Source organism: Actinomadura bangladeshensis (assembly GCF_004348335.1).
GTDB classification, from domain to species: Bacteria; Actinomycetota; Actinomycetes; order Streptosporangiales; family Streptosporangiaceae; genus Spirillospora; species Spirillospora bangladeshensis.
The window spans coordinates 1-10,691 of record NZ_SMJW01000260.1 but is presented as its reverse complement, the minus strand read 5'-3'; the positions used below and the strand labels follow the sequence as shown (position 1 = coordinate 10,691).

Here is a 10,691-nt window from a genome sequence, read left to right as displayed (position 1 = left end):
CCCCTGCCCCCTTCACGTCCCGCCGCGCGGTCGTGGTGATGCGGTGCGAGTTGGATCCGGCGTCCGGCTCGGTGATCGCGAACGCCATCTTCACCGAGCCGTCGGCGAAGCGCGGCAGCCAGTGCTTCTTCTGGTCCTCGGTGCCGGACCGGGCGATGATCGTCGCGCAGATCGCCGGGGAGACGACCATCAGCAGCAGCGGGCAGCCCGCGGCGGCCAGCTCCTCGCACACGGCCGCGAGGTCGCCGATGCCGCCGCCTCCGCCGCCGTACTCCTCCGGCACGTTGACGCCCAGGTAGCCGAGCCGACCGGCCTCGGCCCACAGCTCGTCGGTCTTCTGCCCGGACTTGGCCTTCTCCACGTAGTAGGACGCACCGTACTCGGCGCCCAGTTCGGCGACGGCCGCGCGCAGCGCCCGCCGCTCCTCGCTCTCGACGAAGCTCATTCGGGGGGCTCGTTCCTTTACTCGATGACGGCGAGGACGGCGCCGGACTCGACCTGCTGCCCGGCGGCGACGTTCAGTTCCGCGACCGTCCCGGCGGAGGGGGCGGCGATGCGGTGCTCCATCTTCATGGCCTCCAGGACGACGAGGGTCTGCCCCTCGGCGACGCCGGCGCCCGCTTCGGTCTCGACGCGGACGACCGTCCCGGGCATGGGGGCGAGGAGCGAGCCGGGGGCGATCTGGCCGCTCGGGTCGGCGAAGCGCGGGACGGCGCGCAGCGCGACCGGGCCGAGGCGGGAGTCGACGTGGACCTCGTCCCCGGCCTCGGTCACCGCGAAGGTCTCGCGGAGGCCGCCGACGTCGAGGACGACCCGGTCGGGCGCGGCGCCGACCAGGGACGTTCCGGGGCACAACTCGGAGGCCAGGCCGTCCCGGCGCAGGTCGTAGTCGACGTCGACGGTCCCGTAGGGGCCCTCGAACGTCCGGCGCTGCGGCTGGGACCGGACGTTGCGCCATCCGGACGGCAGCCCGCCCAGCACGCCCGCCGAGGCCCGGTTCGCGGCTGCCCGGGCGAGCGCGGCGGCCAGCGCGGACACCTTCACGGCCGCTTCGTCCGCCAGGGGCGCGGCCAGGTCGGCGAGACCGACGCGGTCGAGGTAGCCGGTGTCGGTGTCGCCGGCCAGGAAGCCCGGTTCCTCCAGGATCCGGACGAGCAGGTCGCGGTTGGTGGTGAGGCCGTGGACGCGGGCGCCGCGCAGCCCGGCGGCCAGCCTGCGGGCGGCGGCGGCCCGGGTCGGTGCCCACGCGATCACCTTGGCGAGCATCGGGTCGTAGTGGACGCCGACCTCGGTACCGCTCTCCACGCCGCTGTCGAGCCGCAGCCCGTGCGCCGCGGGGACGGCGAACTCGGCGTCCACGCCCGGCACCTCGAACGTGTGCAGGGTGCCGCCGGCGGGCCGCCAGTCGCGCGCGGGGTCCTCGGCGTACAGGCGGACCTCGATGGCGTGGCCGCGCGGCTCGGGCGGAGCCTCGGCCAGGCGGGCGCCCTCGGCGACCTCGATCTGCAGCCGGACGAGGTCCACCCCGTACACGCATTCGGTGACCGGGTGCTCGACCTGCAGGCGGGTGTTGACCTCCAGAAAGAAGAAGCGGCCGTCCCGCGCGAGCATGAACTCGACCGTCCCGGCGCCGGTGTAGCCGATGGCGCGGGCGGCGTTCGCGGCCGCCTCGCACAGCTCGGCGCGCAGCCCGGGCGGCACCGCCGGCGACGGCGCCTCCTCGACGATCTTCTGGTGCCGGCGCTGGATCGAGCATTCGCGCTCGCCGAGCGTCCACACGGTGCCGTGCGCGTCGGCGAGGACCTGCACCTCGATGTGCCGGGCGTTCTCCAGCAGCGGCTCGCAGAACACGGCCGGGTCGCCGAACGCCGACTCGGCCTCGCGGCGCGCGCCCGCGAGGGCATCCGCCAGCTCCTCCGGCGTCCGGACGATGCGCATGCCGCGCCCGCCGCCGCCCGCGGACGCCTTGACCAGCAGCGGGAAGTCTGCGGCCGTCACCCGCTCCGGGTCCAGTTCGGGCAGCACGGGGACGCCCGCGGCGGCCATCAGCTTCTTGGCCTCGATCTTGGAGCCCATCGCGGCGATCGCGTCCGGCGGCGGGCCGATCCAGGTGAGGCCCGCGTCGGCGACGGCCCGCGCGAAGCCGGCGTTCTCCGACAGGAACCCGTAGCCGGGGTGGACGGCGTCCGCCCCGGCGCTCTCGGCGACCGCGAGGAGCCGCTCCGCCGACAGGTACGTCTCGGCGGGGGCGGCGCCGGGCAGCCGCCCGGCGGTGTCGGCCTCCCGGACGTGCGGCGCGCCCGCGTCGGGGTCGGAGAAGACGGCGACGGTCCCGATGCCGAGGTCCCGGCAGGCCCGCAGGACGCGGCGGGCGATCTCGCCGCGGTTGGCGACCAGCACTCTGTTGATCATTGGCCTCACATCCGGAAGACGCCGAAGCCGTCGGCTCCGCGCACGGGCGCGTTGTGGACGGCGGACAGGCACAGGCCGAGGACGGTGCGGGTGTCGCGGGGGTCGATCACGCCGTCGTCGTAGAGCCGCCCCGACAGGAAGAACGGCAGCGACTCGGCCTCGATCTGGGCCTCGACCATCTCCCGCATGGCGCGGTCCTGGTCCTCGTCGTAGGCCTGCCCGCGCGCCTGCGCCGCCTGCCGCGCGACGATCGACAGCACGCCGGCGAGCTGCTGCGGCCCCATCACCGCCGACTTCGCGGACGGCCAGGTGAACAGGAACCGGGGATCGTAGGCCCGGCCGCACATCCCGTAGTTCCCCGCCCCGTAGGAGGCGCCCATCACGATCGTGATGTGCGGGACCCTGCTGTTCGCCACCGCGTTGATCATCAGGGCGCCGTGCTTGATGATCCCGGCCTGCTCGTACTCCCTGCCGACCATGTAGCCGGTGGTGTTGTGCAGGAACAGCAGCGGGGTGTCGCTCTGGTTGGCGAGCTGGATGAACTGCGCCGCCTTCTGCGCCTCGTCCCCGAACAGGACGCCCTGCGCGTTGGCGAGGACCCCGATCGGGTAGCCGTGGACGCGCGTCCAGCCGGTGACGAGGCTCGTCCCGTAGAGCGGCTTGAACTCGTCGAACCGCGAGCCGTCCGCGACCCTGGCGATGACCTCGCGCGGGTCGAACGGGATCTTCAGGTCCTCGGGGACGATCCCGGCCAGTTCCTCCGCGTCGTAGCGCGGCTCCTCGACCGGGCCGGGCCGGGGCCCGAGCTTGCGGTGGTTGAGGTTCTTGACGATCTGGCGGCCGAGCCGGAGCGCGTCCGCCTCGTCCGCGGCCATGTAGTCGGCGAGGCCGGAGGTGCGCGCGTGCATCTCCGCGCCGCCGAGCTCCTCGTCGTCGGCCTCCTCCCCCGTCGCCATCTTCACAAGCGGCGGCCCGCCGAGGAACACCTTCGCGCGCTCCTTGACCATGACGACGTGGTCGCACATGCCCGGGATGTACGCGCCGCCGGCCGTGGAGTTGCCGAAGACCAGCGCGATCGTCGGGATGCCCGCCGCCGACAGCCGGGTGAGGTCGCGGAACATCCGCCCGCCCGGGATGAAGATCTCCTTCTGGGTCGGCAGGTCCGCGCCGCCCGACTCGACCAGGTTGATGACCGGGAGCCGGTTCTCCAGGGCGATGTCGGACGCCCGGAAGCTCTTCTTCACCGTCCACGGGTTGCTGGACCCGCCCCGCACCGTCGGGTCGTTCGCCACGATCATGCACTCGACGCCCTCGACGACCCCGATGCCCGTGACGACGCTCGCGCCGACGGGGAAGTCGCTGCCCCACGCGGCCAGGGGGCTCAGCTCCAGGAACGGCGAATCGGGGTCGAGGAGCAGCTCGATGCGCTCGCGCGCCAGCAGCTTCCCGCGCTTGCGGTGCCGGGCGACGTACTTCTCACCGCCGCCCTCCAGCGCCTTGGCGTGCTCGGCGTCCAGCGCCGCCAGCTTCTCCAGCATGGCCGCGCGGCGCTCCCGGTATTCGGGGCTCCGCGTGTCCAGCGTGCTCTTGAGGGTCAAAGGACTCCCTCCGGGATGTCGACGAGGCGGGACCGCAGCCACTCCCCGAGGGCCTTGCCCTGCGGGTCGAACCGCGTCGAGGCGGAAACGCCCTCCTGCAGCAGCCCTTCGACGACGAAGTTGACCGCGCGGAGGTTGGGCAGGACGTACCGGTGGACGGTGTGCTCCCGGGTCTCGGGCAGCAGCTCTCCGAGCCTCTCCACGGTGAGGAAGGGTTCGAGCCAGCGCCATTGGGCGTCCGTCCGGGCCCAGACGCCGATGTTGGCGTCCCCGCCCTTGTCTCCGCTCCGGGCCCCGGCCACCCGCCCCAGCGGAGCCCGGACGGTCGCCCCGACGTCGGCGACCGCTTCGAGCCGAGGTTCCGGAGCGGCCGGTGTCGGGGCCGTGGCGGGCGCAGGTGAGATGGACACGCGTGCGCCATCGGGCATGACGGCGACGTGGTCGATCACCTCGTTCGGGACGTACGCCGGCGTGTAGACCCCGTACGGGCTGCCTTTTCCGGGCGGCGACGTCATCGTGAAGCCCGGATAGCCGGCGAGGGCCAGCTCCACCGCAGCGTTGCTGAACGCACGGCCGACCTTGCCCGCGTCAGGGTCGAGGACGGCGCAGCGCAGCAGCACGGTCGCCTCCCCCTGCGTGGCCGGATCCTCCTCGGCGGTACCGATGAGCGTCCACTCCACGCGGGCGGGCGGGGCGTCGCCGAACGCGGCCGCCATGTGGGCCTTGACCGACTCCGCCTTGGCCTCGATGCCGAGCCCGGTGAGGACGAACGTCATCTCGTTCCGGTGCCCGCCGAGATGGTTCAGGCACACCTTGGTGGCCGGCGGCGGCGGTGCTCCGCGCACCCCGCTGATCCGCACGCGGTCGGGCCCGTCCTGCGCCAGCTCGATCGTGTCGAACCGCGTCGTGACGTCCGGCCCGGCATAGGACGGCCCGCCGATCTCGTACAGCAGCTGGGCCGTGATGGTCTCGGTGGTGACGGCTCCGCCCGTCCCGTCGTGCTTGGTGATGACGCTGGAACCGTCGCGGTGGAGCTCCGCGATCGGAAAACCCGGCGCCTTTACGTTGTAGATCTCTTCAAAGAAGGCGTAGTTGCCGCCCGTGGCCTGCGCCCCGCACTCCAGGACGTGCCCGGCCGCGGTCGCGCCCGCCAGCGCGTCCCAGTCGTCGCGCGCCCACCCGAAGTGCGCGGCGGCGGGCCCCACCACCAGGGAGGCGTCGGTGACCCGCCCGGTCACCACCACGTCGGCTCCGGCCCGCAGGCACTCGGCGATCCCCCAGGCGCCCAGATAGGCGTTGGCGGTGAGCGGCGCTCCATGGCGGGAGTCCGCGAGGCCGAGTTCACCCGCCCGCGCCAGCAGGTCGTCGCCCTCCACGTGGGCGATCCGCGCCTCGATCCCGAGCCGTGCGGCCAGCTCGCGCAGCCGGTCCGCGAGCCCCCGGGGGTTGAGCCCGCCGGCATTGGCGACGATCGCGGTACCGCGCTCCACCGCGAGCCAGAGGGACTCCTCCATCTGCCGCAGGAACGTCGCGGCGTACCCGGCGTCCGGGTCCTTCATCCTGCCGCGCCCGAGGATCAGCATGGTCAGCTCGGCGAGGTAGTCGCCGGTGAGGACGTCCAGCGCCCCGCCCTCCAGCATCTCCCGCACCGCGGAGAAGCGGTCGCCGTAGAAGCCCGAGGCGTTCCCGACCCGCAGCGGTTGGCTCATGGCTGAACACTGCCAGCCCGCCCAGAAAAAATCAATCGTGCATGATTGTTTTCTGCCGGGACGGTTTGGTTGACTGGAGCATCCGCCGAGCCAAGGAATCCATGACCGCCCAGGCACTCCCCCGCGAACCGCAGCAGGACCGCAGCCGCGCCACCCGCCGGCGCCTCCTGGAGGCCGCCATCGACTGCCTCGCCTCCGTCGGCTGGGCGGGGACGACCGTCGCCGTGGTCGCCGAGCGCGCGGGCGTGTCCCGGGGCGCCGCCCAGCACCACTTCCGGACGCGCGAGGAGCTGGTGACGGCGGCGGTCGACTACGGCTCCGAGGTGCGGATGGCGCAGATGCGCGAACGCCTGGACGCCCTCGCCGACCACCGCCCGTCCACCTCGGACGTCGTGACCCTGCTCGGCGAGATGTACACGAGCCCGCTGTTCCGCGCCGCGCTGCAGCTGTGGGTCGCGGCCAGCTCCGACGAGCAGCTCCGCGCGCAGGTCCTCCCCCTCGAGGCCCGCGTGGGCCGGGAGGCGCACCGCCTCACCGTCGAGGCCCTCGGCGCGGACGAGGGCGTGCCCGGCGTCCGGGAGACCGTCCAGGCGACCCTCGACCTGGTCCGCGGCCTCGGCCTCGCCGACCTGCTCACCGACGACTCGGCCCGCCGCACCCGCCTGCTGAACCAGTGGGCCGCCACCCTCGACACGGCCCTCGGCCGCTGACGCCCGCCGGCCCGCACCCGATCTCCAGGACGCGTATCCCGGGCGTGGTCGCCAGCGCGTCCACGATCTCCACGAGGCGGGGCGGCAGCGGCGGCATGGGACGACGATGAGCCATCGGCGTTCAGGACGGTCGTGTCGGGCCCCCAGGGCCGCGATGCGGATACAGGTCGCGGAGCAGCGCGATCTCGGCTCCGTGGTGGACGACCTCCCGGTTGATATGGAGGACGAGCGCGGCGAGGGGCAGATCCTCGTAGGGCGCCTCCGCGGGGCCGCTGGGACGCGCCAGGTCGTCCGGGCCGAGGCTCCGGACCCCGGCCGTCCACGCCGCGTAACCGGCGTCGAGCCGGGCCAGCGCCTCATCGGCGGAGGCCGCGTACCGGAAGCTCTGGTAGTCGACGGGCGGCCCGCCGAGATGGCCGGCGACGCGCATGCCGAACACTCCGACGATGATGTGGCCGAGCCGCCAGGCGATCGTGGTCACCGGGGCCGGCACGGGCTCGGGGAACGCGAAGTCGATGACGTACTCCCCCGCTCCGGCGGCCATCGGGCTCGTCGCCTCACCGCGCGGGCGGACGCTCCACGCGCCCGGCGCCGGCTCCCAGAAGTACTCGTCGTCGGTGAGCCCGTCCAGGCGCGGCCTCAGCAGGTTCCGCCAGTGCCAGTCGAGCTGGCCGACGAGCTGTTCGGTCCAGTCGATCTCCATGCCGGCCAGCATAGACACACGTAGCGAGCTCTCCCCACCCTCACCGGACGGGGCGCGCACTCCCCGCCACCGGCAGAAACGCACCGCCCGCTCAGGCGACGAACTGCTTCTGGGAGGACCCCGGCCAGCAGGGTTCGAGCCGCTGCTACCGGCTTTGGTTGGCATTGCTCTGCCCTTCAGGGCGGGGTGAAGCCTGCCCCTCCCGAGGGGCAGGAAAGCGATACACGGATCGCTCCCTTGGCGATCCGGCATCCATCCGCCGGTGTCAGGCCGGGCGGTCCTGCTGCTCGGTGTACTACCGCAGGACGCTGATCGGCGAACCGCCGACCGAGCCGGAGAAGTAGGAGGCCGACCACAGCCTGTTCGCCCGCCAGCAGTGGCGGGCCAACTCGGGGAACTCCAGGTGCATCCGGCGAGAGGAGATCTTTTGAGGCTGTTGACCAGCTTTGGACAGCGCCGCCTGGGCCGCACAGTTCACCAGCGGGTGCGCATGGTCGCCCGCGCCGTTGAATTCGGCGAGTTCGCCCTCGAAGTCGCCGCACACCGCCCGCATGATCTGTTCCAGAAGCTCCAGTGGAGTTCGGTGAAGAGCCGGAACTTGGTCACGAAGACCACATGGCCGTGCGGCATGCACACCGCGCCCGCCTGTCCATGAACTCGGCGCTAGCTCAAAGTATTGATAATATTACGGAATGCAGTTGCGGTATGCGTTCCGTCTCTACCCCACCGCCGGGCAGTGCCAAGCCCTGGCGCGGGCGTTCGGCTGCGCCCGTGTGGTCTACAACGACGCACTTCGGGCGCGGGAGGGCGCGCGCCGGGCGGGTTTGCCGTTTGTGCGGGCGGCGGAGTTGTCGGCGGCGCTGACGGCGGCGAAGAAGACGCCGGAGCGCTGCTGGCTGGGTGAGGTGTCGTCGGTGGTGCTGCAGCAGTCGCTGCGGGACCTGGAGACCGCCTACCGGGCGTTCTTCGACGGGCTGGCCGGCAAACGCCCACGGATGGGGCCGCCGAAGTTCAAGTCCCGCAAGGACGCCCGGCAGGCGATCCGGTTCACCGCCAACGCCCGCTGGAAGATCACCCAGGGCGGAAGACTCGCACTGCCCAAGGTCGGCGACGTGAAGGTGCGGTGGTCGCGGCGGCTGCCGTGCACGCCATCCACCGTGACGGTGATCAAGGACGCCGCTGGGCGGTACTTCGCGTCGTTCGTCGTGGAGACCGATAGCGTGCCCGACCCGCCCGACACGACGGCCGAGGTCGGGATCGACCTGGGCTTGGAGCACTTTGCCGTCCTGTCGGACGGCCGCAAGATCGGCTCTCCCCGGCTCCTGCGCCGCGCCGAGAAGAAGCTGCGCAAGGCCCAGCAGGCGCTGTCGCGCAAGCAGAAGGGATCGGCCAACCGCGGCAAGGCTCGTCTGCGGGTCGCCCGCGCGCATGCCAAGGTCGGTGACGCGCGCCGCGAATTCCATCATCGGCTCTCCACCGAACTGGTCCGCGACAACCAAGCGGTCTATGTGGAGACGCTGTGCGTGAAGGGCCTGGCGCGCACCCGGCTGGCCAAGTCGGTGTACGACGCCGGCTGGTCGATGTTCGTAGCCATGCTGGAGTACAAGTCTCGGCGGTACGGCAGGGTGTTCGCGCGGGTGGATCGGGCGTTCGCGTCCTCGCAGATCTGTTCGCGTTGCGGGCACCGCGACGGCCCCAAGGCCCTGCACGTCCGGCACTGGGCCTGCGGGCAGTGCGGGGCCGGCCATGACCGGGACGTCAACGCCGCCCGCAACATCCTGGACGAAGGGCGCCGCATCGCCCCCGGGTGATGCTCGATTGGTCGCCGCTGGACGGAAACCCCCAGGCGCCTGGGGGAGGCGGAGACCATAAACGCCTGTGGAGGGCAGGTAAGACCTCCGGCTCTGATCGGGGGCTCAGCCCGGCGAAGCAGGAAGCCACGGAAGTGACCGCGCCTGAGCGGTGCGGCACAGGCCAAATCCCCGGCCTTCAAGCCGGGGAGCGCGTCAACTTCGGCGGCCAGCGCTTCCCGAACGGCCACAACGTCCAGCAGACGGCCACCTCCTGGCGGAACCTGAACACCGTCTGGAACGAGGTTGTCTACAGCGAGGGCAACTTCACCGGCCAATCGCAGGAACTCGAGGACGAGACCGACGGGAACCTGAGCCCCGGTATCAACGACCACCTCGGTTCGTTCGACGCGGCCTGACCCGATGAGAGGCTCCGGGCGTGGAACCCCGCGCCGCCCGGACCCGCCGGAGCCACGGCAAGAGAGGCCCACGGCGAACTTTGCACGGGCGACCGCCGCGCTGCTTGTCCCCTTCGTCGTCGCGGGGTGCTTACCCCAGCAGCCGGACGAACTCCCCGTCCGCGTCAAACACGTCCGTGACGTCGACTCACTCGTCCTCCTGCTCGACGCCTACCGGACGAGCCCCGCTCAGCGAAGACTCATGCAGCGTGCCGAGAAGACGCTCGTGAGCCCATGCCTGCGACGATTCCGTATAGCGGTCGACTTCGGCGATCCGGCGGCTCCGCCGTTCTCCCAGAACGCCCGCCGCTACGGTCTCGCGGACGAGGCACGAGCGAGCAAGCTCGGCTACAGCACCCCGGAGATCACCAGACGACCGCCTCGGCCGAATCTGCCCCCGCTGGCGAGAAAGGCCGCCTGGGGCGACGGGCCCGCGAAGATCCGCGGCCGCAACCTGCCGGAGGGTGGCTGCGTCGGCGAAGCCGGCCGGACGCTGAGCACGGGCGCCCCGCCGGCCGGGATACTCGCGGACCTTCTGGCCTTCAGCACACTCGAAACGTCGGCGAAAGACCGCCGCGTACGGGTCGCCTTCGGACGCTGGAGTAGCTGCATGAAGCGGTCCGGACATACGTATGCGACGCCGAAGGACGCCAACCGCGACCGGCGCTTCATTGACGGGCCCGACCATCGCGTGAGCCCGACGGAGACCGCGACCGCCGTCACCGACGTCCGGTGCAAGCACCAGGCACATCTCATCGACGTCTGGGCGGGCGTCGGGGACGCCTACCAGAGACGGCTCATCGCTCGCCACAAGAGCGAACTCGACCGCGAGCGCGCCACTCACGCCATCCGTCTGAGCATTGCGAACAAGGCACTGGAGACTTCGGGATGACACGAGAATGGCCCCGCCGTGTCGGCGGGGCCATTCTGCACTATGTGTCCGGCGGCGTCCTACTCTCCCACACAGTCTCCCATGCAGTACCATCGGCGCTGAAGGGCTTAACTTCCGGGTTCGGGATGGGACCGGGTGTTTCCCCTTCGCCAAAACCACCGAACGCCTCAACGCACCACCCCACAGGGGCAGGCAAATCAACGTCCAAGCCGTCAGGCTCGGTATCCAGTTATGCACCACAGGTGCCCAGGTTGTTTTCTGGGAACCACACAGGGACGCGAACATCACACAAGCAGCGATTTGGTTTGAACGTTCAGTGTGTTCAAGCCACTCGGCCTATTAGTACCGGTCGACTCCACACGTTACCGCGCTTCCATCTCCGGCCTATCAACCCGGTCGTCTACCGGGGGCCTTACACC

At 71.5% G+C, this 10,691-nt stretch carries 10 protein-coding genes and 2 rRNA genes; 4 read left to right on the top strand and 8 right to left on the bottom strand.

The genetic code is table 11. The annotated features are described in order from the left end of the window. The 4 genes from E1284_RS33460 to E1284_RS33445 form a co-directional block, all read right to left on the bottom strand. On the bottom strand, positions 1–445 hold a 445-nt coding region (locus E1284_RS33460), incomplete at its 3' end, for an acyl-CoA dehydrogenase family protein (protein WP_207924097.1). A 17-nt stretch (positions 446–462) separates the two neighbouring features. Further along, complete coding sequence (locus tag E1284_RS33455) at positions 463–2,412, bottom strand: ATP-binding protein (RefSeq protein ID WP_131944164.1); 1,950 nt, start codon at positions 2,410–2,412, stop codon at positions 463–465. A 5-nt stretch (positions 2,413–2,417) separates the two neighbouring features. Further along, positions 2,418–4,010: an acyl-CoA carboxylase subunit beta gene (locus E1284_RS33450; RefSeq protein ID WP_207924096.1), complete on the bottom strand. Its 1,593-nt coding sequence runs from the start codon at positions 4,008–4,010 to the stop codon at positions 2,418–2,420. Next, complete coding sequence (locus E1284_RS33445; protein ID WP_131944163.1) at positions 4,007–5,719, bottom strand: acyclic terpene utilization AtuA family protein; 1,713 nt, start codon at positions 5,717–5,719, stop codon at positions 4,007–4,009. Before E1284_RS33445 ends, E1284_RS33450 begins: the two co-directional genes overlap by 4 nt. Before the next feature lie 101 nt (positions 5,720–5,820). Between E1284_RS33445 and E1284_RS33440 the strand changes: the two genes are divergently transcribed. Further along, positions 5,821–6,429: a TetR/AcrR family transcriptional regulator gene (locus E1284_RS33440; RefSeq protein ID WP_131944162.1), complete on the top strand. Its 609-nt coding sequence runs from the start codon at positions 5,821–5,823 to the stop codon at positions 6,427–6,429. A gap of 121 nt (positions 6,430–6,550) precedes the next feature. On the opposite strand, the gene E1284_RS33430 is transcribed toward E1284_RS33440, so the two are convergent. Then, a complete protein-coding gene (locus E1284_RS33430; protein ID WP_207924095.1) occupies positions 6,551–7,132 on the bottom strand; it encodes a DinB family protein in 582 nt (193 codons plus the stop codon). A 295-nt stretch (positions 7,133–7,427) separates the two neighbouring features. Next, the gene (locus tag E1284_RS33425; RefSeq protein ID WP_424923521.1) at positions 7,428–7,766 is read right to left on the bottom strand and encodes a transposase; all 339 of its coding nucleotides are present in this window, start codon (positions 7,764–7,766) and stop codon (positions 7,428–7,430) included. Positions 7,767–7,824: 58 nt separating this feature from the next. Between E1284_RS33425 and E1284_RS33420 the strand changes: the two genes are divergently transcribed. The 3 genes from E1284_RS33420 (at position 7,825) to E1284_RS33410 (ending at position 10,272) form a co-directional block, all read left to right on the top strand. Further along, on the top strand, positions 7,825–8,943 hold the full coding sequence (locus E1284_RS33420; protein WP_131944161.1) for an RNA-guided endonuclease InsQ/TnpB family protein: 1,119 nt from the start codon (positions 7,825–7,827) through the stop codon (positions 8,941–8,943). A gap of 134 nt (positions 8,944–9,077) precedes the next feature. Continuing rightward, positions 9,078–9,341, top strand: coding sequence for a hypothetical protein (locus E1284_RS33415; RefSeq protein WP_131944160.1), 264 nt, complete (start codon positions 9,078–9,080; stop codon positions 9,339–9,341). Positions 9,342–9,345: 4 nt separating this feature from the next. Continuing rightward, entirely contained in the window at positions 9,346–10,272 is a 927-nt protein-coding gene (locus E1284_RS33410) for a hypothetical protein (protein WP_131944159.1), read from the top strand. A 46-nt stretch (positions 10,273–10,318) separates the two neighbouring features. On the opposite strand, the gene rrf is transcribed toward E1284_RS33410, so the two are convergent. Both rrf and E1284_RS33400 read right to left on the bottom strand, forming a co-directional pair. Continuing rightward, positions 10,319–10,435, bottom strand: a 5S ribosomal RNA gene (gene rrf, locus E1284_RS33405). Positions 10,436–10,590: 155 nt separating this feature from the next. Then, positions 10,591–10,691 (bottom strand): 23S ribosomal RNA (locus tag E1284_RS33400); the annotation flags it as partial.

Coding starts and splice junctions, on each gene's coding strand:
- E1284_RS33455 (WP_131944164.1), bottom strand. CDS start 2,412: ATGATCAACAGAGTGCTGGTCGCCAACCGCGGCGAGATCGCCCGCCGC.
- E1284_RS33445 (WP_131944163.1), bottom strand. CDS start 5,719: ATGAGCCAACCGCTGCGGGTCGGGAACGCCTCGGGCTTCTACGGCGAC.
- E1284_RS33440 (WP_131944162.1), top strand. CDS start 5,821: ATGACCGCCCAGGCACTCCCCCGCGAACCGCAGCAGGACCGCAGCCGC.
- E1284_RS33430 (WP_207924095.1), bottom strand. CDS start 7,132: ATGGAGATCGACTGGACCGAACAGCTCGTCGGCCAGCTCGACTGGCAC.
- E1284_RS33420 (WP_131944161.1), top strand. CDS start 7,825: ATGCAGTTGCGGTATGCGTTCCGTCTCTACCCCACCGCCGGGCAGTGC.
- E1284_RS33410 (WP_131944159.1), top strand. CDS start 9,346: ATGAGAGGCTCCGGGCGTGGAACCCCGCGCCGCCCGGACCCGCCGGAG.